The sequence below is a fragment of the Enterococcus sp. AZ129 genome, from assembly GCF_051714505.1.
Lineage (GTDB): Bacteria > Bacillota > Bacilli > Lactobacillales > Enterococcaceae > Enterococcus > Enterococcus faecalis.
This window is the reverse complement of sequence record NZ_JBIORY010000001.1, coordinates 716,218-738,691: the sequence shown is the minus strand read 5'-3', so window position 1 is coordinate 738,691 and position 22,474 is coordinate 716,218. Positions and strand designations below refer to the sequence as shown.

At 38.3% G+C, this 22,474-nt stretch carries 21 protein-coding genes and 1 riboswitch; of the genes, 9 read left to right on the top strand and 12 right to left on the bottom strand.

What is annotated here, in order from left to right; translation table 11 throughout:
* Nucleotides 1-44 precede the first annotated feature (44 nt).
* Nucleotides 45-2,213, bottom strand: coding sequence for a PTS transporter subunit IIBC (locus tag IGJ90_RS03575; RefSeq protein ID WP_002366318.1), 2,169 nt, complete (start codon nucleotides 2,211-2,213; stop codon nucleotides 45-47).
* 280 nt (nucleotides 2,214-2,493) lie between these two features.
* Between IGJ90_RS03575 and IGJ90_RS03570 the strand changes: the two genes are divergently transcribed.
* Genes IGJ90_RS03570 through bopD form a run of 4 tightly spaced genes read left to right on the top strand, consistent with a single transcriptional unit; the run spans nucleotide 2,494 to nucleotide 7,480 of the window.
* Nucleotides 2,494-4,788 (top strand): glycoside hydrolase family 65 protein, encoded by a 2,295-nt coding sequence (locus tag IGJ90_RS03570; protein ID WP_010823462.1) that lies wholly within the window; start codon nucleotides 2,494-2,496, stop codon nucleotides 4,786-4,788.
* Entirely contained in the window at nucleotides 4,781-5,449 is a 669-nt protein-coding gene (pgmB, locus tag IGJ90_RS03565; RefSeq protein ID WP_016634277.1) for a beta-phosphoglucomutase, read from the top strand. The genes IGJ90_RS03570 and pgmB overlap by 8 nt, the downstream gene beginning before the upstream one ends.
* Nucleotides 5,439-6,446 (top strand): aldose epimerase family protein, encoded by a 1,008-nt coding sequence (locus tag IGJ90_RS03560; RefSeq protein ID WP_438767583.1) that lies wholly within the window; start codon nucleotides 5,439-5,441, stop codon nucleotides 6,444-6,446. The genes pgmB and IGJ90_RS03560 overlap by 11 nt, the downstream gene beginning before the upstream one ends.
* Before the next feature lie 23 nt (nucleotides 6,447-6,469).
* Complete coding sequence (gene bopD, locus IGJ90_RS03555; protein WP_002358859.1) at nucleotides 6,470-7,480, top strand: LacI family transcriptional regulator BopD; 1,011 nt, start codon at nucleotides 6,470-6,472, stop codon at nucleotides 7,478-7,480.
* A gap of 73 nt (nucleotides 7,481-7,553) precedes the next feature.
* Here bopD and IGJ90_RS03550 read toward each other — a convergent pair whose 3' ends face one another.
* The 5 genes from IGJ90_RS03550 to IGJ90_RS03530 all read right to left on the bottom strand — a co-directional run bounded on the left by IGJ90_RS03550 (nucleotide 7,554) and on the right by IGJ90_RS03530 (nucleotide 10,902).
* Nucleotides 7,554-7,763 (bottom strand): hypothetical protein, encoded by a 210-nt coding sequence (locus IGJ90_RS03550; RefSeq protein WP_002355840.1) that lies wholly within the window; start codon nucleotides 7,761-7,763, stop codon nucleotides 7,554-7,556.
* Between the two features lie 169 nt (nucleotides 7,764-7,932).
* Nucleotides 7,933-8,454 carry a GNAT family N-acetyltransferase gene (locus tag IGJ90_RS03545; RefSeq protein ID WP_002388894.1) on the bottom strand — a complete coding sequence of 174 codons (522 nt, stop codon included), beginning with the start codon at nucleotides 8,452-8,454 and terminating at the stop codon, nucleotides 7,933-7,935.
* The gene (gene tsaE / locus IGJ90_RS03540) at nucleotides 8,447-8,941 is read right to left on the bottom strand and encodes a tRNA (adenosine(37)-N6)-threonylcarbamoyltransferase complex ATPase subunit type 1 TsaE (protein ID WP_002409305.1); all 495 of its coding nucleotides are present in this window, start codon (nucleotides 8,939-8,941) and stop codon (nucleotides 8,447-8,449) included. The genes IGJ90_RS03545 and tsaE overlap by 8 nt, the downstream gene beginning before the upstream one ends.
* Before the next feature lie 141 nt (nucleotides 8,942-9,082).
* On the bottom strand, nucleotides 9,083-10,066 hold the full coding sequence (pta, locus tag IGJ90_RS03535) for a phosphate acetyltransferase (protein ID WP_002355836.1): 984 nt from the start codon (nucleotides 10,064-10,066) through the stop codon (nucleotides 9,083-9,085).
* Nucleotides 10,067-10,221: 155 nt separating this feature from the next.
* Nucleotides 10,222-10,902, bottom strand: a complete 681-nt coding sequence (locus IGJ90_RS03530) for a uracil-DNA glycosylase (protein ID WP_002363309.1) — start codon at nucleotides 10,900-10,902, stop codon at nucleotides 10,222-10,224.
* Between the two features lie 133 nt (nucleotides 10,903-11,035).
* On the opposite strand from IGJ90_RS03530, the gene IGJ90_RS03525 reads away from it, so the two are divergent.
* Together IGJ90_RS03525 and IGJ90_RS03520 are read left to right on the top strand one after the other, a co-directional pair.
* The gene (locus IGJ90_RS03525; RefSeq protein WP_002383369.1) at nucleotides 11,036-11,905 is read left to right on the top strand and encodes a Cof-type HAD-IIB family hydrolase; all 870 of its coding nucleotides are present in this window, start codon (nucleotides 11,036-11,038) and stop codon (nucleotides 11,903-11,905) included.
* A 51-nt stretch (nucleotides 11,906-11,956) separates the two neighbouring features.
* On the top strand, nucleotides 11,957-12,481 hold the full coding sequence (locus IGJ90_RS03520) for an LURP-one-related/scramblase family protein (protein ID WP_002355833.1): 525 nt from the start codon (nucleotides 11,957-11,959) through the stop codon (nucleotides 12,479-12,481).
* A 194-nt stretch (nucleotides 12,482-12,675) separates the two neighbouring features.
* Here IGJ90_RS03520 and IGJ90_RS03515 read toward each other — a convergent pair whose 3' ends face one another.
* From IGJ90_RS03515 to IGJ90_RS03505, 3 genes are all read right to left on the bottom strand, one after another.
* Entirely contained in the window at nucleotides 12,676-13,239 is a 564-nt protein-coding gene (locus tag IGJ90_RS03515; RefSeq protein WP_002355832.1) for a GNAT family N-acetyltransferase, read from the bottom strand.
* Between the two features lie 96 nt (nucleotides 13,240-13,335).
* Nucleotides 13,336-14,556, bottom strand: coding sequence for a 3D domain-containing protein (locus tag IGJ90_RS03510; RefSeq protein ID WP_002394334.1), 1,221 nt, complete (start codon nucleotides 14,554-14,556; stop codon nucleotides 13,336-13,338).
* A 248-nt stretch (nucleotides 14,557-14,804) separates the two neighbouring features.
* A complete protein-coding gene (locus IGJ90_RS03505; RefSeq protein WP_016614023.1) occupies nucleotides 14,805-15,572 on the bottom strand; it encodes a putative ABC transporter permease in 768 nt (255 codons plus the stop codon).
* A gap of 125 nt (nucleotides 15,573-15,697) precedes the next feature.
* Here IGJ90_RS03505 and IGJ90_RS03500 point away from each other — a divergent pair, with 125 nt between their 5' ends.
* Nucleotides 15,698-17,425: an ABC transporter ATP-binding protein gene (locus tag IGJ90_RS03500; protein ID WP_002364705.1), complete on the top strand. Its 1,728-nt coding sequence runs from the start codon at nucleotides 15,698-15,700 to the stop codon at nucleotides 17,423-17,425.
* Nucleotides 17,415-19,181 (top strand): ABC transporter ATP-binding protein, encoded by a 1,767-nt coding sequence (locus tag IGJ90_RS03495; RefSeq protein ID WP_002366310.1) that lies wholly within the window; start codon nucleotides 17,415-17,417, stop codon nucleotides 19,179-19,181. Before IGJ90_RS03500 ends, IGJ90_RS03495 begins: the two co-directional genes overlap by 11 nt.
* 51 nt (nucleotides 19,182-19,232) lie before the next feature.
* Here IGJ90_RS03495 and IGJ90_RS03490 read toward each other — a convergent pair whose 3' ends face one another.
* Nucleotides 19,233-19,781 carry a folate family ECF transporter S component gene (locus tag IGJ90_RS03490; protein WP_002385065.1) on the bottom strand — a complete coding sequence of 183 codons (549 nt, stop codon included), beginning with the start codon at nucleotides 19,779-19,781 and terminating at the stop codon, nucleotides 19,233-19,235.
* Between the two features lie 30 nt (nucleotides 19,782-19,811).
* A riboswitch (THF riboswitch) is annotated at nucleotides 19,812-19,979 on the bottom strand.
* Between the two features lie 66 nt (nucleotides 19,980-20,045).
* On the bottom strand, nucleotides 20,046-20,468 hold the full coding sequence (gene mgsA, locus IGJ90_RS03485; protein WP_002355823.1) for a methylglyoxal synthase: 423 nt from the start codon (nucleotides 20,466-20,468) through the stop codon (nucleotides 20,046-20,048).
* 185 nt (nucleotides 20,469-20,653) lie between these two features.
* On the opposite strand from mgsA, the gene IGJ90_RS03480 reads away from it, so the two are divergent.
* The gene (locus IGJ90_RS03480; protein ID WP_002396464.1) at nucleotides 20,654-21,757 is read left to right on the top strand and encodes an ABC transporter ATP-binding protein; all 1,104 of its coding nucleotides are present in this window, start codon (nucleotides 20,654-20,656) and stop codon (nucleotides 21,755-21,757) included.
* A gap of 50 nt (nucleotides 21,758-21,807) precedes the next feature.
* Here the strand turns inward: IGJ90_RS03480 and IGJ90_RS03475 are convergent, their stop codons facing one another.
* Nucleotides 21,808-22,425 (bottom strand): hypothetical protein, encoded by a 618-nt coding sequence (locus tag IGJ90_RS03475; RefSeq protein ID WP_002355821.1) that lies wholly within the window; start codon nucleotides 22,423-22,425, stop codon nucleotides 21,808-21,810.
* Nucleotides 22,426-22,474: the final 49 nt, after the last annotated feature.

Genomic DNA, 22,474 nt, shown 5'->3' with positions numbered 1-22,474 from the left:
TTATTAGGTCGGGCACAATCAATAATTGTGCCCGACCTAATCATTTAAATTTCAATCTGTCCGATCACAGTTCCCGCAGTGGTGGTTCCTAGTTGATGAATAACTACTTGTTCCACTTTGTCGCTGTTTGTAAAAGCGACAATAATCGTTGTTTCTTTGCCAGCTTGTTCAATCACATCCAAGTTCATTTTAGCTAGTTTCGTCCCAGCTTTCAATGATTGTCCTTCTTTAACAAAAGATTCAAAAGCAGGTGTTGCCATTTCAACTGTATCAATTCCCATATGGACAAGTACTTCGATGCCTTCTTCTGTTTGTAGCCCAATTGCATGTTTGCTTGGGAAAACACTTAGGACTTTCCCCGAAATTGGTGCCACCACCTCTCCTTCTAGAGGCTTAACTGCAAATCCATCCCCCATCATTTTTTGTGAAAAGACAGGATCATTGACTTGCGCCATTGGAATAACTTCCCCTGTCGCCACAGCCACGAAATCTTTTTTCTTGCCTAAGAAATTCGTCGTTGGCGTTCCTGCTGTACTTTCTACTATAACCGGTTCTGGAATGTCAACGCCGGAAGCTAATAAATCTTCAATATCGGATTTTAAAACATCGGCTTTTGGTCCATAAACGGCTTGAACGCCATTATCTTTCACAATCAAGCCCATTGCACCTGCCCGTTTCCACGCCTCTTCCGAACCAACTTTTTCTCGATCCTTTACACTGACACGTAAGCGTGTCATACACGCATCAACTTCTTTGATATTTTGTTTACCACCAAGTAAGTAGACAATTTGCGCGATTTGCTGATCGACGACGCCTGAACCAGCCGCGCCAGATGCGATTTCTTCGCCGTTATCATTGTCATAGTTTCCATTTCTTCCAGGTGTTGCGTAATTAAATTTTTTAATTAAGAAATTCGCTAAGAAATAAGTGACAACACCAAAAATGATGACCATTAAAACAAAATTGATTAAATCGCCACCTAAACCAGCTTTTATTGCTAGCGGTGTTCTTGTTAACAATTCAATATTTCCAAACGAATGCACACGCAATGGTAAAATATCAGCCATTGCAAAAGCAGCACCTTGGATCACGGCATAAATCACATAAAGCGGCACTGCAGCAAACATAAACATGAATTCTAACGGCTCTGTCACACCAGTTAAGAAAACAGCTAAAGCAGCAGAAAAATACATTGATTTATATTTAGCTTTTTTATCTGCATCGACATTACGATACATCGCCAAAGCCATCCCCATTAAAATCCCTGAAGAACCAATCATTTGGCCTACTTTGAATCTAGCTGGTGTCCAATTTTCTAAGACAAACTGATACTTGCTCATATCACCAGCGCCTTTAAGATTCACTAAGTCTGTTGCCCAAGCCAACCATAAAGGATCTTGACCAAAGACTTGGGTTCCAGCTTGTGCGCCAGATAAAATTTCATACGTTCCACCTAATTGTGTATAGTTGATTGGAATCGTCAACATATGATGTAACCCAAAAGGTAATAACAAACGTTCCAACGTTCCATATAAGAATGGCGCTAAAATAGGTGCACTATCTTGAGATTGCGCAATCCATAACCCAAAATTATTAATTCCCGCTTGAATATTTGGCCAAATAAGTGCTAATGCAATTGAGACAATTGTTGACCACAAAATAACGACAAATGGGACAAACCGTTTACCATTAAAAAATGATAGCGCATCTGGTAATTTCCGATAATTGTAATACTTGTTGTAAGCCATCGCACCGACAAAACCAGCAATAATCCCTACAAAAACACCCATATTTAATGCCGGAGCTTCTAAGACACTTGTAAAGAATCCCTTCACCATAATCTTGGTGCCAAATAAGGTATGCGTGAAAGCTTGTTCATCTGCCAACATTTCATTTGTTACACCAAAAATGGCTCCAGTAATACGGTTGATTAAAACAAAAGAAATCCCCGCTGCAAATGCTCCACCTGCACGATCTTTGGCCCAACTGCCACCTATTGCTAACGCAAATAGTAAATGTAAGTTGCCAATAATTGCCCAACCGATACTCTCCAGAACTCCGCCTGTTGTTACTAACAAACCTAAATTAGGATCGATTAAGGGAAGCGATTTCCCAATACTAATCATTAAACCCGCTGCGGGCATTACTGCCACAACGACCATTAAAGCTTTCCCGAATTTTTGCCAAAACTCAAAACTAAACATTTTTTTCATTCCTGCCACTCCTTACGCAATCGGTTTCGTTATGTTGCCATTATATACTCCTGTTTCCTTTTTGTAAATGCTTTAATTTCAAAAATATTGTGGAAAACAACTCCCTACTACTTAATCCCTTTTTATTTTGTCTTTTAATAAAGCAAATAAAGCTCCTTCTATCCTACCTTTGTTTCAGCTTTTATTCATAAGATTACACTTTTTAAGCATTGACTATTGACTAATGCAATCGGTTGCGTTTATGATAGACCTATCAATAAAATCACTGAGGGGGATTCTCATGAAACAAATCAAACGTTTATTCCAAATTGATCCTTGGAAAATCCGTACTACACACTTAGATAAAGAAAATTTACGTTTACAAGAATCATTAACAAGCATTGGCAACGGCTATATGGGGATGCGGGGAAATTTTGAAGAACACTATTCTGGCGACCACCATCAAGGAACCTATTTAGCAGGTGTTTGGTATCCAGACAAAACACGTGTTGGTTGGTGGAAAAATGGTTATCCTGAATATTTTGGTAAAGTGATTAACGCAATTAATTTCATCGCAATGGACTTACAAATTGATGGACAAACAATTGATTTAGCCACTACACCTTACGAAGATTTTTCTTTAGAATTAGACATGCAAAACGGGGTTCTTTCTCGGCAATTCACCATCCAAACACCGAAGAATAAAGTGCGCTTCTCTTTTGAACGTTTTTTAAGCTTAGAAAAAAAAGAAGCGGCTTACATCCACTTAACAATTGAAATGCTGGAAGGTACAGGCACAATCACTCTTCACTCAAAATTGGATGGCGATGTTCAAAATGAAGACAGCAATTATGAAGAACATTTTTGGGAAGAAAGAGCTATTGAAACACAAGAAACACTTGGCTTTGTTACAACTAAGACCATTCCTAACAACTTTGAAATAGAGCGTTTTACAGTGACTGCAGGCATGCGCCATTTCATCGATGGAGCCTCTGTTGTGCCTACATATACACAACAGCCCTTGGCTTTAACCGCAGAATTGACGGTGTCTTTAAACGAAGGCGAAACGACCGCTATCACAAAAGAAGTGCTTGTCGTTACCAGTCGTGATGTGCCAGAAACGCAACAAATCACACGAGTAAACGAATTATTTTCAGAAATGACTACCTTGTACCCTGAAGCAAAAGCTGGGCAAGCTGCCGCTTGGGCAAAACGTTGGCAATTAGCTGATGTTGTTATTGAAGGAGATGATGAAGCCCAACAAGGCATTCGTTTTAATCTTTTCCAACTTTTCTCAACCTACTATGGCGAAGACGATCGTTTAAATATCGGACCAAAAGGCTTTACTGGCGAAAAATATGGTGGTGCCACATATTGGGATACTGAAGCATATGCTGTCCCACTTTACTTGGCGTTGGCTAAGCCCGAAGTTACTAAAAATCTACTGAAATATCGCCACAATCAATTGCCTCAAGCCATTCATAATGCCCAACAACAAGGGTTAAAGGGTGCGCTTTACCCAATGGTTACTTTTACTGGTGTCGAATGTCATAATGAGTGGGAAATCACTTTTGAAGAGATTCACAGAAATGGTGCGATTGCTTATGCGATTTATAATTATGTCAACTATACAGGAGACGAAGATTATCTAAAAGATGCTGGTCTAGAAGTGCTTGTGGCAATTGCTCGTTTTTGGGCGGATCGGGTCCACTTCTCCCAACGTCATAACCAATATATGATTCATGGCGTAACGGGGCCAAATGAATATGAAAATAATATCAACAATAACTGGTATACCAATACCATCGCTGCGTGGGTTCTACGTTACACCCGTGAGTCTTATTTAAAATTCCAAGAAGAAACAACGCTCAAAATTGCAGACGACGAATTAGCTAAATGGGCAGACATTGTAGAAAATATGTACTTCCCAGTGGATAATGAATTAGGCATTTTTGTACAACATGACACTTTCTTAGATAAAGATTTAATGCCTGTTTCTGATTTACCACTTAGTGAGCTGCCTTTAAATCAACATTGGTCATGGGATAAAATTTTGCGGTCTTGTTTCATTAAACAAGCCGATGTTCTTCAAGGAATTTATTTCTTTAATGACGCCTTTTCTTTAGAAGAAAAACGCCGGAACTTTAACTTTTACGAACCAATGACTGTCCATGAATCTTCCCTTTCACCAAGCATTCATGCTGTGTTAGCTGCTGAATTAGGTATGGAAGAAAAAGCAGTGGAAATGTATCAACGAACAGCGCGCCTTGACTTAGATAATTACAATAATGATACAGAAGATGGCTTACACATTACCTCAATGACTGGTAGTTGGCTAGCGATTGTGCAAGGTTTTGCCCAAATGAAAACGGACCATCAACAACTAAAATTTGCACCCTTTTTACCAGCGACATGGACAGCCTACTCGTTCCACATTAATTACCGGAATCGTTTACTATTTGTTGAAGTTGCAGCAGACCAAGTGGCCTTCACTTTACTCGACGGCCCTGCAATTCCATTAACTGTTTACGATCAAAAATACACATTAAAAGATCGATTAGTTTTACCGATCAGAAAGGAAGAAGTTCATGTTTAAAGGCGTTTTGTTTGATTTAGATGGCGTTATTACTGATACAGCAGAATTTCATTACCACGCTTGGAAAAAATTAGGGAACGAAATTGGAATTTCCATTGACCGTGTTTTCAACGAACAATTGAAAGGTGTAAGCCGTGAAGATTCTCTGCAGTTACTGTTAAAATACGGAAAAAAAGAAGGCACGTTTTCTTCTGAAGAATTTGCCCAGTTAGCGCGACGGAAAAACGATTATTACTTGGAAATGATCCAAGCGATTACGCCTGAAGATGTCTACCCAGGAATTCTTTCTTTATTAACGGAATTACGTGAAGCCAATATTAAAATCGCCTTGGCTTCTGCAAGTAAAAATGGGCCTTTCCTTTTAGAAAAAATGCAATTGACGCCCCTTTTTGATGCCATTGCTAATCCAGCAGACGTTCAGGCAGGCAAACCCGCTCCAGATATTTTCATTTTAGCTGCGAAAGAAATTGATTTGACACCAGCAGAATGTCTTGGCATTGAAGATGCCAAAGCTGGGATTCAAGCGATTCTTGCTAGTGGAGCGCAACCTGTTGGCGTTGGCCGCAAAGAAGAGTTAGGCGAAGGGTTGCCCATCGTGCCAGAGACGAGCGCTTTAACGTTTGATTACTTAAAAAAAGTGTGGCTTGATCATGAAGGATAATCGTATCACCGTAACCGATATTCCAAACACAAACTTAAAGAAAATTACTTTGAAGAACGACTTTTTAGAAGTCGTTCTTCTCAATTATGGCGCGCGCCTCCATCAACTTTTGATGCCAAACAAAAATAATCATTGGGAAAATATCCTTTTATCGTATGATTCGTATCAAGATGTATTAAAGGATCAAAGCTTTTTTGGCGCCACTGTTGGACCAGTTGCTGGACGCATTCGTAATGGCCATTGGCAAAATGGAATATTAGAACAAAATAGCGACAATCATCATATCCATGGTGGCTCAAAGGGGTGGTCTTTTCAATATTGGACAGTCGAACCCTTTGAAAAAAAGGATATCATTGGCGTTGCTTTTCATTTAACCGACACCATTTCTGGCTATCCTGGACCAATTGAGGCCACCATCACCTACCAGCTAGAGGATAATCATTTACGAATGATCAGTACTGGACGGAGTAAACAGGAAACACTTTTTAATCCTACGAACCACGCCTACTTTAATTTATCTGGCGATGGAAAGTTAGACATTCTGTCACATTTGCTATCTTTGAACTGTCAAGGTATGTTAGAATTAGACGATAATAAGCTGCCTACTGGACAGATTTTACCAGCTTCTGAACTATCCATACGTTTTAATGAACTGACACCTATCGAAACAATCCTCCAACGCTATCCAACTGGGTTAGATGATGTTTTCTCCTTAGTTGGCTCTGACTTAAGACAGCCACAACTATGCTTACAAGAACCTACTTCTGGAAGAAAAATGACGATAGCAACAACGAACCAAAGTATGGTATTATTTTCTACGACTGGTTTTGAGGCTCCATTTTCTATTAATGGACAAGCGATGCATTCAAACTATGGCTTAGCAATTGAACCACATGAGTATCCAGACATTGTTCATCATCCTCAGTGGGGCTCTATTTTATTACCAGCTAATAAAAAGCAAACCTACCAAACGGTTTATCAATTTAACCTTCTATAATCACTAAGAAAGGCGTGGCAAAAATGGCAATTACAGTAAAAGATGTCGCTAAGAAAGCGGGGGTTGCAACTTCAACCGTTTCGCGTGTCATTAACGATCATCCAAGTATTTCTGAATCGACAAAAAAGAAAGTGCGAAAAGTCATGGATGATTTAGGCTATGTGCCAAATATGACGGCACGGAATTTGGGTAAACGAATTTCAAGTGCCATTGGCGTAATTTTACCTCCTTTAGATTCGAAAGAACGGTTAGGGAATCCATTTTATTTAGAAATTATGGAAGCCATCAATGAGGAAGCCCGTCTTTATGATATGACTACTGCTATTGCAACTGCCAAAAGTTTTGATGTACTATTGGAAAACGTTAAAAGAATGCACCTTCAAAAACAAGTGGACGGTTTTATTCTTGTGTATTCAGATAGTAAGGACCCCGTCATTGATTACTTATACGAAAACAACATTCCCTTTACTTTAATTGGTCAACCTTACCAACATGAAACGGAAATAGTTTACGTGGATAATGATAATCAATTATTAGGGAAACAAGCGACGGAATTTTTAATTGAAAACGGCCATAAAAATATTTTATTTGTGACCAATACAACGCATGAAAGTTTGTACTTTGAACGTTACTTTGGTTATCAAAAAGCAATGATGATGCAAGGATTAACTGTTTTACCAAGCGTTGCGTTAGAAAAACCTGAAGATTACATGGCTTTCGATGATATTCTTCATCAAAATAATGCCACGGCGTTGGTGGTGATTGATGATATCTTTGCTTTGCGGACGATGCAACTTGCGCAAATCTATGGTTATCAAGTTCCTGAAACGTTATCCATTATTAGTTTTAACAACTCAATCTTTTCAACATTGACACATCCTTATCTAACAAGCATTGACATCGACACGTCAGAATTAGGTCGAATGGCGATGAAAAAATTATATGAATTAATCCATGAAGAATTGACGAATGGTGTCCGTCTCGTTATTCCTCACAAATTAATTAAGCGTGAAACAGTTATTCCTATTCATTAAAAAAGAAGCGTAAGCAGTTTAACACTGCTTACGCTTCTTTCTATGTGTACGCTCTTATTCGTATGTATTACTTTTATAAAATAACTTTTTGCGAAATTTTTTTCCAAAACGTTTCTTCTTTTGCATCAAATTGAGCTGGTTCCCCGTCAGACAATTTTTCATTTAATAATGATAATTTTTCTTGATGTTTTGCATACTCATCTTTTTTTATTAGCTCTAAACGATACGCACGATCCAAGATCGACTCTCGATAGTTAACATTCATTTTCGTTGCCTTCGCCATTTCTTACATTCCTTCCCAAAATAAATTTTCATTTTTTCGTTAAATTCTTCTATAATTATAACAAAAATATCAGAAAAATAAATATGAAACAAACGATAATTGCGAAAATTTTGTTTTTTCATGCAATTATCGTTCGATTATTTAAGAAATTAAAATTATTAACCAATAATTAATCAATCAGCAAACGCATTAAATGAACATCTAAAAATTCACCTTGGTCTGTTTTGGCGCCCCGAGGCATAATTGCCTCTGTTTCAAAACCTAATTTTTTATAGACATGAATCGCTCGTTGATTACGATCCTGTACCGTTAATTCCAAGCGACGAATAACATGACTTTCATGCGCCCAGCGAATAAGTTCTTCCATCAAGATACTGCCCAGTCCATAGCCCCAGTACTGTTTTAAAATACTAATGCCGATTTCACCAATATGCTCCATCCGCTTTTTAGAAGAAGCAGACACAGATGCGGTCCCAATGATCGCTTCTCCCGCTAATGCCACCAATAAAACATTATTTGGCGATTCATAGAGTGTTGCTAGATTTTCAGCCAATTCTGTTGTCGACATAGCCATTCCTCGCTCATCCATTACCAAATAGGGCGTTTCACTCCCAATTTTTGACATCACAGATAGTAATTGATCCGCATCAGTAGGCACTGCTTCTCGAATAGAAAATGTTTGTTCAGACATATTCGCGAGCCTCCCACGTTTTCAGAATCTCTGCTATTCTTTCTTCTGCCAATGGACCAGTTCCGCGGAATTCAAGAACTCTCTTGTCAGCTTCTTGAGAATCTTTATTTAAAATAATTTCTAAATAATCTTCTGGCAATTCTTCTTCAATCAAGCTGCCCCATTCTACAACGGATAGCCCATCTCCTTCAAAATACTCATCTAACCCTAATTCATCCGCACCCTCTTCAACACGGTAAACATCCATATGGTATAACGGAAGTCGTCCTTGTGGATATTCGCGGATAATCGTATAGGTGGGACTTTTAATCATTTGGGAAATGCCTAATCCTAAAGCAATCCCTTTCGTCATTGTCGTCTTACCGGCCCCTAAATCACCAGTCAGGACAATTACATCACCAGCTTGTGCCTTTTGTCCAATGATTTTAGCAATTGCTTCTGTTTCCAATGGATTGTTCAGGACAATATTCATTTTTTTGCCTCCCATCTGCAAGAATCTATGTATGAAAGTATACCGAAAATTCAATAAGTTGACTAGTGGCAGCTTCAAAAAAATAAAGTTGAGGCCCAAGTGTCCTGGGAACCTCAACTTCTACTTTGCTTATTTATCATGCTTCGACATAGTTAATTAGTCGTTCATTAATGTTTGAGCAGCTGTAATGATTGATAATTTATAAACATCTTCTTCGTTTGCACCACGTGATAAGTCAGAAACTGGTTTGTTCAATCCTTGTAAGATTGGGCCAATTGCTTCAAAGTTACCTAAACGTTGAGCAATTTTGTAGCCAATATTTCCTGATTGTAAATCTGGGAATACAAAGACTGTTGCTTCTCCAGCAACTTTTGAGTTGGGCGCTTTTAATTGTGCAACAGAAGATACATAAGAAGCATCAAATTGTAATTCACCATCAATCGCATATTCAGGTGCTAATTCTTGCGCAATTTTTGTAGCTTCAGCAACTTTTGTTACTTCTGGTGCTTTTGCAGAACCTTTTGTTGAAAAACTTAACAATGAAACTTTTGGTTCAATGTCAAATAATTCAGCTGTTTTGGCACTATCAACAGCAATTTCAGCTAATTCTTGTGCAGTTGGGTTCACGTTAATCGCGCAGTCTGAGAATAAATATCTTTCTTGGTCACGACCACGAATCATTAAGAAAGCACCACTTGTACGGCTCACGCCTGGTTTTGTTTTAATGATTTGTAACGCAGGGCGAACTGTATCACCTGTTGAGTGGATAGCACCACTAACCATACCATCAGCAATACCCATGTAAGTTAACATAGTACCGAAATAGTTGACATCTTTTAAGATTTTTTCAGCATCTTCTTTAGTAGCTTTTCCATTACGGCGTTCAACAAATGCTTCGACCATTTCATCCCATTTTTCATAATCATTTGGGTTGATAATAATAAAGTTTGATGTGTTGATTCCACGAGCCATAGCAGCATTTGCGATATCTGTTGGATCACCAATTAAGATTGGTTCTACTAATTCATCAGATTTTAAGCGGGCAGCAGCACCTAAGATTCTAGGATCTGTTGCTTCAGGGAAAACAATTTTGATATTACGGCGTACGACTTTAAATTTTAAGCTATCGAATAATTCCACGATAAACCCTCCAGTTTTATATTTACAAAATCCATCATACACTATTCTCAAAGAAAATAACAGTTTTTTCTAGCTGTATTAGTCAAAAAAACCAATAATCCGATAAACTTTTCACAAACTAACTCTTCTACACTACAACAGATTGCGCTGTTACATTACACTGTTTCAGGAAGTTGCCAATCAATCGGCGTTTCCCCTAAGCGTTCTAGAGCGGCATTCGCTTGAGAAAACGGACGTGAGCCAAAAAAACCACGATGTGCTGACAATGGACTTGGATGTGGCGATTTGATAATCACATGCCGAGTCGTATCAATCATTTTAATTTTTTCTTGAGCTGGACGTCCCCATAAAATGAAAACAACAGGTTTTTCACGCTCATTCAACTTTTCGATAATGACATCTGTCAGTTGCTCCCACCCTTTACCTCGATGGGAATAGGCTTGACCTGCCCGAACGGTCAACACAGTATTTAATAATAACACGCCTTGTTTAGCCCAGCTTTCTAAAAAGCCATGGTTGACGGGTTGGTACCCTAAATCAGCTTGTAATTCTTTGTAAATATTCGCAAGAGATGGCGGCACTTTCACACCTGGCTGGACAGAGAAACTTAGTCCGTGTGCTTGATTGGGTCCATGATATGGGTCTTGTCCCAAAATTACTACTTTTACTTCTTCAAAAGGGGTTAGTTCTAACGCTGAAAATAAATGATACATATCTGGATAAATCGTTTGTGTCTGATATTCTTTTTTCAAAAATTCCCGCAATTCTTGATAATATGGTTTTTCAAATTCAGCAGATAAAACGGTTTGCCAACTATTGTGAATAATTTCTTTCATAATGCTCACTCCTTCGCTCTCTAAGCATAACGAATTTCTCCAAACCTGACAAGAAATTTCTGGGTACTTTCTCTTGGAAAAACGTGGTAAACTATAGGTAAGCTTTAAATAGATAATGAGGTGTAGAGAATCGATGATTAAATTAATTGCTTCAGATATGGATGGAACACTTTTAGATGCAAAAATGAGCATCACAAATGATAACGCTTCAGCAATTCGCGAAGCGGAACGTTTAGGAATCGAATTTATGGTTGCTACTGGCCGCGCATATACCGAAGCGAAACCCGCGTTAGAAGAAGCTGGAATTGACTGCGCCATGATTACTTTAAACGGCGCCCAAGTGTTCGACAAAGATGGACACTCACTTTTCACGGCTGGGATCGAAAAAGAAACAGTAACAGAAGTACTAACTATTTTGAGTCAACACAATGTTTACTATGAAATCTCTACAAATAAAGGTATTTTTTCTGAACATCAAGAAAAAAGAATTGAAAACTTTGCCGCTCATATTGCAGAATCCATGCCCCATTTAACTTATAAAGTGGCGATTGCCATGGCTTCAGCACACCTATCTTTATTGCATATTACCTATGTTGATCGTTTAGACGATATTTTAAAAGATGATTCGATTGAAGTCCTTAAAATTATTGGCTTCAGTATGGATGGGCCGAAAGTATTAGGTCCTGCTGGGATGGAAGTAGAAGAACTAGATGATTTGGTTGTCACCTCTTCTGCGCTTAATAATATTGAAATTAACCACCGCCTAGCACAAAAAGGGATTGCGGTTGCGCGCGTCGCTAAAGAACGTGGGATTCCCGCTGAACAAGTCATGACTATTGGTGATAATTTAAATGACGTCAGCATGATTCAATGGGCTGGGGTAAGTTTTGCAATGGGCAATGCCGAACTGGAATTAAAAGAATACGCTAAATATGAAACAGCCACTAATTTAGAAAATGGTGTTGGCGAAGCCATCCTGCGTGCAATAAGAGAAGATTTGTAATAAGCACTACCAGTTACAGCACTCATTTATATATAGAAAGGAGATCGTGTCGTGTCTGAATTTTTTATTCAAGAACAACAGTTAGGAAAAGTTACGCGAACCATCGTGAAAGACCAAGCAGGCCGTTCACTTTTTCTATTGGTGGGGCGCTGGGGCACACGAGGAGATGCGCTTTCTTTATATGCAATGAACGGAGAAATTTTAGCCAGTATTAAACAAGTTTCTTGGACTTTTGGCACACGATTTGAGTTATATCAGCGTTTTGAAAAAGTGGGTACTCTACGAAAACTGTTCAATTTGAATGCTGATTTCTATTATGTTCAAGGCCTTCATTGGGCAGTTGTTGGGGATATCAAAGCGCACCAATATTCAATTTATCAAGTCCATAAAAAAATTATGTCAATGGATAAAACCATGCTTTGTACAGGCGACTATTTTGTTTTAACTGTTGCCAATGATGAGGACGCACCGTTGTGCATCTGCATAGCAGCTGTCCTTGACTACTGGTTATATAATAAGAAAAAACAAAAAACTTCCGATGATTTTGGATTAGATTTTGATCCTTTAACGGATTAATGAAAAATAACGAAGAGGTCGGGACAGAAGTGTTTAACTCCGAGAAATAAGAAGGAATTTCCGAAAATTTTTCTATAATTTTTGGAGAATTTCGGCTTATTTCCGAAGGAGTTGCTTCTGTCCCCGCCGTTTATCAGATTTTGAGCGTGGAGCAAAAATCCAAAGTGATTTTTGTCCCACGCTCTTCGTTATTTTTACACTTCTTTTTGCATATGATTGTATAAGTGACCACTAATAGTCATTGTTGTGACATCTTTAAAGCCTTTGCTTGCGTATAACTTTCTCGCCCCTGGATTGTCAAAATCAACATTTAGACCCAAGGCTTGCTTCCCGCTAGCTTTGGCTACTTCAGGTAAAGCATCTAATAACTTAGAACCAATTCCCATTCCGCGGAAACGTTCATCCACAGAAATCGTGTCTAAATACCATTCATTAGGCAAGGTTTCTTCTTCAATAAATAGCCGAACATCTTCTGCTAAGCCATGTTTTTTAAAGACTTCTCTTAAAGGTTCATCAATAATCTTTTCATCTTCTGCAGGATAGCCGACAGCAATCCCTGCAACTTCACCTGCATGTTCATAAACTAAAATTCGTTGATAGCCATAGCGATAGGTTGGATACGCCGTTGCCTCTGCTAACAGGTCAATCATTTGTTCTTCTGAGACTTCTTCTAAAATTGGTAACTCCATATCTTTTAAAATAACTAAGACCAGCCGAGCAATCGCTTGACCGTCTTCTTTTGTTGCCGAGCGAATCATTGTAATTCTCCTTTACATTTAACTAAAAAAGAACTGGCTACTATCATTACTGACTTAGCCAATTCCTTTTATCTTGTCTTTAGTATAACAAATTTATTATTGAATTTCTACTGTAACCTGACGTCGTCCCCAAAGACGGCATTGGTCTACTGAATCAAAATGAACATCAATAATATTTCCTTGAATAGCGCCACCTGTATCCCCAGCAATAGCAAAGCCATAACCAGAGACTTTCACTAATGAACCTAGAGGAATTACACTTGGATCGACTGCAACTACATTGCTTTGTTTACTTAAGTCAATACCAGTAGCACTTAGATTACTTGCACCAGCTTCGCGCCAAGAATAAGCAGTTGATTCCATCTGAAGCACACGACCAGAGCCAGTTCCTGGTGTTGATGATTCGCCTGTCGATGATTCTGTCGTTGATGACGATTCGGATGAACTAGCTGAACTTGAAGATTCAGTGCTACTGCTTTCCGTACTTGTAGAAGAGCTTGATGCTTGACTGCTTGACTCTTCAGCAGCTTCGGCTTCTAGTTTAGCCGCCGCATCTGCTTGCGCTTGTTTGTCGGCAGCTGCTTGTTTCTTCGCTGCTTCTGCTTTGGCAGTTTCTGCCGCACGTTTTTTCTGTGCCTCAGCTGCTGCTTTTTCGCTGACTAAGCGTTGTTGCTCTTTCTGTTTGTCTGTCGAAATTTGAGCCAATAATTCTTCATTATCCGCCATTTTTTCTTTTAACTCAGAGACTTTATTATTCATTGAAGAAGCTTCAACTTGTAATTTCTCTTCATTTTGTTTTAAAGTTGTTTGCGTATTTTCAACTTTTTCTTGTAATGCAGCTAACTTTTCTTTTTCGCTAGTTAAGCTTTCAATCTTTTCCCGTTCAAAGTTTTGTAAAACGGTCATGGCGTAGGCCCGATTAAAGAAATCTGATAAATTTTCTGCATCTAATAAGGCTTGCCAAGTACGTTGGTCGCCATTTAATTGAATATCCTTCATACGATCGCCAACAGCTTCTTTACGACGAGAAATATTTTTTTCTGTTTTTTCTATTTCCTCTTTCGAAGTTTTCAACGTATCTTCCGCTTTTGAAATTTGCGTTTTTAAACGTTCGATTTCCGCATATTTAGCATTTACATCGTCTAAGGCTGAATTGATTTCTTTACTAATTAACTCCCCAGATTGTTTCGCTTGCGCTTCTTTTTCTTGCAACGAATCAAGTGATTCTGCTGCAGCAGCGACTGGAAGTCCAAAATTGATAAGCATCATTGTTGTTAAAAATGGTATCAACTTTTTAACCTTCACTAAATCCAACACCTTTCCTAACTTATCTAAAACACCTACTCATTATACTAGTCAGGAGGGCTTGTTTTATTTCAATCATGTTACAATTTGTTACAATTTAAATGCGACTCTTTTTTTATCCTGCGTTTATTCATTAGTCCATTTCTATCTCAATTCTTTAAGAATTTCTTAAGACGCCTTAAAAACTAGCTTTTGACGATTTTTCTTTTTTTCATCTCATTAGACCATTGATTGAAATATTTTGTAATATTTTTTGTTAATTATTGGCCCTTTTTCTTCAAATCTTCTAAGAGATGCCGAACTTCTTTGGAATTTTTAATGTTTTTTAAAGTTAGTTTTGGGTAATTGTTAATAAAACGACGTTGTTGGAAATTTAACCGATTTTGGAAATGCTCTTTTTTGGTTCGTTCTTTTAACTTCTGCCAATCAGCTGTAGCGATTTCCATTTTTGTGTTCAACCGTTGCTTAAATTCTTGTTGGTTCGTTTCCAACGTTTGGCCCATCTCGGTAATAAGTTTTTTGAAACCTTGCATGTTCAGCAACGTATAAATTAAGTCAAGCCCCATTACAATCACTATGCAAAGGGCTAAGTAGTTGCCAAAGGTTGCTTGTAAAAAGCTGACAACTTTGGCGATTTCTGGTTGAATAACTTTGACAATCAAGACACAACCCAATCCCCAAAAAAGAGAAACCGGTAAAGCCACACGACCGTTTAAATTAAAAGGTACATCATGATAATCCCACCAAGAGGCATGGAACAGTTTTTCCAAGCCATAACTAGTGACATATTCTAAAATTGTCACTAAAACAGCCGATCCGATATACAATACCAAGAGATTGTTTTCAAAGGGTTCCACAAAATAGAGAACGCTTAAGACCCCAAATCCATAAATAGGACAATAGGGCCCTACCAAAAATCCTCGATAAACAAATTTTTTAGCTTTTAATGAACAATACACCGTTTCCCATAACCAACCGATAAAGGAATAAATAAAAAATAACAAAATAATCTGACTCATTTTTTCCATGTTTCTACCACTCTCCACTTCTTTACTCTTTTCTTCTATTTTACCAGAAGTTGAGAAAATGTAGCGAACAACTTTCTTTCATTGAAAGATTAGGCTACAATGAGAGCAGCAAAGGGAGGAATCTTATGTTTGGTTTATTGAAATACGCAAAAAATTATCGAAAACAAATTATCCTCGGTCCAGTCTTCAAATTTTTAGAAGCTTGTTTCGAGTTAGTCTTGCCCTTATTCATGGCTCACTTAGTCGATGTCGGTATTCGTCAAAACGACCGACAGACTGTCATAGAAATGGCCCTCTGGATGCTTGTTATGTCGTTAGTTGGTTTATTTTTTGTCATGATTTGTCAATATTATGCTTCAGTCGCTTCGCAAGGTTTTGGGACGGAGCTAAGAAATCAATTAATGAAAAAAATTAATCAGCTTTCACACAAAGAATTGAATAGTTTTGGTACAGATACCCTCATCACTCGGATCACAAACGATATCAACCAGCTTCAATTGGCTTTAGCGATGTTTATTCGGTTGGTCATTCGGACACCTTTTTTAAGTATCGGTTCTGTGGTCATGGCTTTTTACATTGACGTGCAGATGGGCTTTCTTTTCCTATTACTTTTACCAATTTTTAGCCTTATTCTCTTTATTATCATTAAAGTGACTGTGCCTTTATATCAAAAAGTCCAAGAATATTTGGATCGGTTAAACCGTCAAATCAGCCAAAACTTAAGCGGTGTCCGTGTGATCCGTGCGTTTGCTAGAAAGGAAACAGAGCAACGACATGTTGATAAAGCTTCAGATGATTTAGGCGATATTTACATTCGTGTATCGAATGTCTCTGCTTTATTAACGCCTTTAACCACTTTGATTATGAATGTTGGAATTTTATTTTTACTTTATTTTAGTGGCTTAAAAGTTTCTTTTGGTTCTCTGCAACAAGGGGAAGTTTTAGCCTTGATCAATTATATGAATCAAATGATGCTCGCTTTAATTGTTGCTTCTAATCTCGTGGTAATTTTTACGCGAGCCGCCGCTTCCGCAAACCGTGTCAATGAGGTTTTAACTGTAGAAAGTCAGTTAACAGATACACCAGAATCAGCAAAAACATCTCCACAATTTGGTGATATTACCTTTGACCATGTAGATTTTCGCTATGAACCAGAGGCCGGTTTGGCTTTGGAAAATATCAATTTTACGATTCCTAAAGGCTCAATTCTCGGCATCACGGGACCTACCGGCAGCGGGAAAAGTACCTTAACCCAACTCATTCCCAGATTTTATGATGTGAGTGCAGGAAACCTTTTTATTAATGGTGTAAATGTGCGCGATTGGCCGCTCTTTACTTTACGCCAACAAGTTGCAAGTGTTCCACAAACTGCCGTCTTATTTACAGGGACTATTCGAGAAAACTTACAATGGGGCAAACCAAATGCAACTGATGAAGACTGTTGGGAAGCATTAGCTATCGCCCAATGTAAAGAATTTGTTGAACAATTAGACCAAGGGTTAGACACGCCTGTTAACGAAGGCGGAAAAAACTTTTCTGGTGGACAAAGACAACGGTTGACCATTGCCCGTGCCTTGATTAGGAAACCGCATTTACTTATTTTAGATGATTCCTTGAGTGCCCTCGACTATCAAACAGATTTGAATCTGCGCCGTGCTTTACAAAAAGAACGAGCAGAGACAACCGTTATTTTAATTTCACAACGCGTGAGTTCGATTGCTACGGCGAATCAAATTTTAGTCCTAGATAGTGGAAAAGTCGCTGGCCTTGGCACCCACGAAGAATTACTTACTTCTTCTAAAGAGTATCAAGAAATCGTTGCGTCACAGGAGGAGGATACCCATGCAAACTAAAAAAATTCATTTTGGTGCCTTCTCACGTTTTAAGCCGTATTTACTACGCTATCCAAAAGAAATTATTGGCGCCTTAATCCTAGGAATTCTCAGTGGTTTTTCGACTGTCCTCATGACTTATTATATAGGTAAATCCGTTGATACAATGGTTGGTAAAGGACAAGTCAATGCTGCGCAACTCATCAAAATTTTAGGTTTATTAGCAGGGATTTTACTCGTAACCGTTCTAAGTCAATGGCTGATTCAACGTCTCGGTAATCGCGTGTCTTATTTATCGACCACACAGCTGAGAAAAGATGCCTTTGCCCATTTAAATCAATTACCGTTAAGTTATTATGACCAAACATCACACGGAAATATCGTCAGTCGCTTTACCAACGATATTGACAATATTTCAATGGCTTGCTCGGCTGTCTTCAACCAATTATTTTCCGGCATGGCCACCGTCGTTGTTGCTTTGCTCTTTATGATTCGGCTAAGTCCCCTGCTCACATTAGTGGTTCTTATCAGTACGCCGATTATTTTTATTGTAAACTGGCTTGTTGCAAAAGCTTCACAAAAAAACTTTGCTGCACAACAAACGATTGTTGGTGAAATTTCCGGCTTCGTTTCAGAAATGGTTGGCAACCAAAAAATTGTTAAAGCCTTTCAACAAGAACAAGCTACGCAAGAAACATTTGAAGCATTGAATCAAACGTTGTATGAAAAAGGACAGAAGGCTCAGTTTTCTTCTTCCTTAACCAACCCACTTTCTCGATTTATCGACCATTTATCTTACTTATCGATTGGATTAGTCGGTGGCTTGTTAGTTTTAAGTGGCAATCCTTTAGTCACAGTTGGTGTTATTTCCAGTTTCACCATTTACTCTAGTCAGTTTTCTAAACCTTTTATTGAACTCTCAGGAATCACCAACCAAATCCAAGCAGCCTTAGCTGGATTGGAACGTACCTTTGATATGATGGATCAACCAGTTGAACGTCCTGATGCCCCGAACGCAATTGTTTTGAAAGAAGCGCGAGGCCGTGTTGAATTTAAAGACGTTGATTTTTCTTACACGCCGACGCGACCTTTAATCGAAAACTTTAATTTAATTGCTGAACCAGGAGAAACAATTGCCATTGTTGGACGAACTGGTGCGGGTAAATCAACATTAGTGAATTTGTTAATGCGCTTTTACGAGGTCGACCATGGTCAAATTACGGTTGATACTCACGACATTACTCAAATTACTCGGGACAGCTTACGAAAAAGTTTTGGTATGGTTCTCCAAGATACTTGGCTATTCGATAGTTCCATTCGGGAAAATTTAACGTACGGAAATCCCGAAGCCTCTGACGAAGAAATTATAGAAGCCATGAAAAAAGCCCATATTTTTGATTTCGTCATGCGTTTACCTCAAGGACTAGATACCGAGATTGGTTCCCAAGGCATTAAAATTTCTGAAGGACAACGACAATTAATGACTATTGCACGCACGATGATTAGTAATCCGCCAATGCTTATTTTAGATGAAGCGACCAGTTCAGTTGATACGTTGACCGAGCAAAAAATTCAGGATGCTTTTTTACAAATGATGACTGGCCGGACCAGTTTTGTTATTGCCCATCGCTTAGCAACAATCAAAAGTGCTGAAAAAATTCTAGTTATGGACAATGGTCAAGTAGTTGAAATTGGCACCCATGACGAATTATTGCAAAAAGAACAGGGTTATTATCGTGACCTTTACGAAGCACAGTTTAATCAAAAAGCACAATAAAAAAGAGTCACTTTTCTGGGATGATGAAAAGTGACTCTTTTAATTTTAAATTTATTGATCTAATTCAGATAATGGCTTTCCAAATAAACGTTTAAAGGGAATTTTATTGCCTAAATAATAAGTGGCAATTACTTGAATAGGAAAGAAAATAACTGTTTTAATTAAGCGTGGCACCCACCAAGCAAAATTTGCTAGATTGACGCCATACATTAAACTTAACCACAAAGGAGTTAAAATGATATTAATTAAAACGGTGACCAACAATGTCGCCAAAATCACTCGTTGCCATGTCATTTCTTTCTTATAATAGAAATAACCATAAATAGCACCAGCCAAAAAGGCATTTAAAGTAAACCCAGGAAAATAGCCTGCCTTTGGAAAAAGCAACATTCCTACCACATCAGCCACCGCCGTGCCGATTCCAGCCCAAAAAGGTCCGAAAATCATCCCAATCAATGATTCTGGGATAAACGTGAAACTGATTTTTAAAAACGTTGTTTCATACGCAAAAAAGCGTGAAAAGACAACGACCACCGCAATGAGTACGCCCATTAACGCAATGGATTTTGTGCCAAATTTTTTCTTTGTCATTTTTAGCATCTCCTCTAAGAGCTGCTACATGACGAACCATGCAGCGAATGCGAAAACAAAACCGCGAACATTAAAAAGCTGAACGTGTTGTTCTGATGATAAGCAAAGTAAGAACCTTTGCTTTCTAGCAACACACTGTTTATGTTCTTCGTCCAAAAGGCAACATCCCATCCTTTTAGCACTTAACGCTTTGTCTCCTACTCTGTTATTTTATTTGGACAAAAGTCCTCATAAAATATACCACAAAATAGTCAAAATAACCATTAAGGTTCTCTAAAAAGCTAACGGTCGACGATCCCCTTCATGGATAACCTCACGGAAGTCCGCAAACCCCGCCTCGACACCTCTCAAAAGAATTTCAGCACTGCCGATATTGGTCGCTAAAGGAATTTCATAGACATCACTTAGACGAATCAAAGCCGTCACGTCTGGTTCATGCGGTTGCGCGGAAAGAGGATCTCTTAAAAAAATAACTAAATCAATGTTGTCTTCCGATATCATTGCGCCAATCTGTTGATCCCCACCTAATGGCCCCGATTTAAAGCAATGCACGGGTAAGCCAGTTGCTTCCATCACTTTCATGCCTGTCGTTCCCGTTGCATACAATTCATGTTTTTCTAAAATATGTTTATAAGCGGTTGCTAGTTTGATCATTAATGTTTTTTTACGATCATGAGCGATTAAAGCGATTTTCATGTTATCCAACTCCTGTCTTTGTTATATTATAACAAAAGTTTATCGATAAATCCGCTGAGAGTGTTTGCCCTTTGTCACCTTGACGAAAAAGTCTTCTTTTTCTTGTGCAACTCTCCCTTGCCGAAAGATAGCGTTTTCATTTAAACTATGAGTAACAAATCAAAAAGAAAAGAGTGACGTATCAAATGGTGGAAATGGCGCTTAGAAATGTGTATAAAAAATATGACAATGCAGAACATTATTCTGTTACAGATTTTAACTTAGAAATTACAGACCGTGAATTTATCGTCTTTGTCGGACCTTCTGGTTGCGGTAAATCAACAACATTGCGCATGATTGCTGGCTTAGAAGATATTACTGAAGGTGAATTATCAATTGGGGACAAAGTCATGAATGACGTTGCACCGAAAGATCGTGATATTGCCATGGTTTTCCAAAACTATGCGCTTTACCCGCATATGACTGTTTTTGATAACATGGCCTTTGGTTTAAAACTAAGAAAATATGATAAAGCTGAAATTAAAAAACGGGTGGAAAATGCTGCGGATATTCTGGGCTTAACAGAGTACTTACAACGTAAACCTGCGGCGCTTTCTGGTGGACAACGCCAACGTGTTGCACTTGGCCGGGCAATTGTCCGTGATGCCAAAGTCTTTTTAATGGATGAACCTTTATCAAACTTGGATGCAAAATTACGTGTAGCCATGCGTGCTGAAATCGCTAAACTACACCAACGTTTAGAAACTACGACAATTTATGTGACACATGACCAAACCGAAGCGATGACCATGGCTGATCGAATCGTAATTATGAAAGATGGCTTTATTCAACAAATTGGTTCACCAAAAGAAGTTTACAATACACCAAAAAATATGTTCGTAGCTGGGTTCATCGGCTCACCTGCCATGAATTTCTTCAAAGTTACCTTAAACAATGGGGTTATTTCTAACCAACATGGCTTAAAGCTAGCAATTCCTGAAGGAAGAAACAAAGAGCTTGTTGAACATGGTTATGAAGGCAAAAAATTAATTTTCGGTATTCGTCCAGAAGATATTCATAGCGAACAAGTGGCTTTAACGGCAATGAAAGATGCAGTGATTAAATCTGAAGTCGTTGTTTCTGAATTATTAGGGGCTGAATCCATGCTTTATACAAAAATTGGTGATACAGAGTTTATCTCAAAAGTAGATGCTCGTGACTTCCACCATCCTGGTGAAATGATTGACTTAGCTTTTGATATTAACAAAGGACATTTCTTCGACCCTCAAACAGAAGAAGTCATTAAATAAAAAAATCTCGAGGCATCCGTAATTGTGACGGATGCCTCGATTGTTTCTCTTTATGCTAATTTAACCTTCTTTTTTATCACTTTGGGTTGTTTCGCTTCTGTAAAAGTTGGAATATCTACATGTTTACTTAAGGTACTTGCTAAAAAGTAGGCAATACTGAAATCCACTAAACTATGAATTAATCCACCAACGCCCATCAAAAGAAAAATAGAATACATGAAGCCGGCTGTATAATAGGTTCCTGGCAAGTTGCCCATTGTGTAAAATACAGAAACAACCACTAGCTCGGCAGCGGAATGAATCACTCCAATTCCCACGTTAAACAACTGTAATTTCCCATTTAATAAAGTGAATTTCCCCTCTTTATTGATTAAAATTTCTGGATGCTTTTGTAAAATCACTGCGCCAATGACTGCAAAAATCAAATGAGATAAGGCCCGCAAAGCAATAATCGGTGTTGCGGATAAGAAAAAACCAAAACCTGTTCCTAGACTAACTGCAATTGCCACCACTGGAGAAATAAACATGGCAATAAAAACTGGGACGTGACTTGCTAACGTAAAACTGGCTGGACCAATGGTAATTCTTGGCATAACCATTGGAATGATAATCCCCATTGCAATTAAAAGTGCTGAAATTGTTAAACGTTTTACTGAGTTTGTTTTCATTAAAACTGCCTCCTAAAGGTGTCATGACACCTTTTGTTTTTCTCAAGTG

What these genes read in the sequence shown, in the direction of transcription:
- tsaE (WP_002409305.1), bottom strand. Translation starts at nt 8,941, where the DNA reads ATGGGAGGCAAAAAAATGAATATTGTCCTGAACAATCCATTGGAAACA.
- IGJ90_RS03550 (WP_002355840.1), bottom strand. Translation starts at nt 7,763, where the DNA reads ATGGCGAAGGCAACGAAAATGAATGTTAACTATCGAGAGTCGATCTTG.
- IGJ90_RS03490 (WP_002385065.1), bottom strand. Translation starts at nt 19,781, where the DNA reads ATGCTAAAAATGACAAAGAAAAAATTTGGCACAAAATCCATTGCGTTA.
- bopD (WP_002358859.1), top strand. Translation starts at nt 6,470, where the DNA reads ATGGCAATTACAGTAAAAGATGTCGCTAAGAAAGCGGGGGTTGCAACT.
- IGJ90_RS03475 (WP_002355821.1), bottom strand. Translation starts at nt 22,425, where the DNA reads ATGAAAACAAACTCAGTAAAACGTTTAACAATTTCAGCACTTTTAATT.
- IGJ90_RS03525 (WP_002383369.1), top strand. Translation starts at nt 11,036, where the DNA reads ATGATTAAATTAATTGCTTCAGATATGGATGGAACACTTTTAGATGCA.
- IGJ90_RS03495 (WP_002366310.1), top strand. Translation starts at nt 17,415, where the DNA reads ATGCAAACTAAAAAAATTCATTTTGGTGCCTTCTCACGTTTTAAGCCG.
- IGJ90_RS03515 (WP_002355832.1), bottom strand. Translation starts at nt 13,239, where the DNA reads ATGATTCGCTCGGCAACAAAAGAAGACGGTCAAGCGATTGCTCGGCTG.
- pgmB (WP_016634277.1), top strand. Translation starts at nt 4,781, where the DNA reads ATGTTTAAAGGCGTTTTGTTTGATTTAGATGGCGTTATTACTGATACA.
- IGJ90_RS03575 (WP_002366318.1), bottom strand. Translation starts at nt 2,213, where the DNA reads ATGAAAAAAATGTTTAGTTTTGAGTTTTGGCAAAAATTCGGGAAAGCT.
- IGJ90_RS03560 (WP_438767583.1), top strand. Translation starts at nt 5,439, where the DNA reads ATGAAGGATAATCGTATCACCGTAACCGATATTCCAAACACAAACTTA.
- IGJ90_RS03480 (WP_002396464.1), top strand. Translation starts at nt 20,654, where the DNA reads ATGGTGGAAATGGCGCTTAGAAATGTGTATAAAAAATATGACAATGCA.
- IGJ90_RS03545 (WP_002388894.1), bottom strand. Translation starts at nt 8,454, where the DNA reads ATGTCTGAACAAACATTTTCTATTCGAGAAGCAGTGCCTACTGATGCG.
- IGJ90_RS03500 (WP_002364705.1), top strand. Translation starts at nt 15,698, where the DNA reads ATGTTTGGTTTATTGAAATACGCAAAAAATTATCGAAAACAAATTATC.
- IGJ90_RS03505 (WP_016614023.1), bottom strand. Translation starts at nt 15,572, where the DNA reads ATGGAAAAAATGAGTCAGATTATTTTGTTATTTTTTATTTATTCCTTT.
- mgsA (WP_002355823.1), bottom strand. Translation starts at nt 20,468, where the DNA reads ATGAAAATCGCTTTAATCGCTCATGATCGTAAAAAAACATTAATGATC.
- IGJ90_RS03530 (WP_002363309.1), bottom strand. Translation starts at nt 10,902, where the DNA reads ATGAAAGAAATTATTCACAATAGTTGGCAAACCGTTTTATCTGCTGAA.
- IGJ90_RS03570 (WP_010823462.1), top strand. Translation starts at nt 2,494, where the DNA reads ATGAAACAAATCAAACGTTTATTCCAAATTGATCCTTGGAAAATCCGT.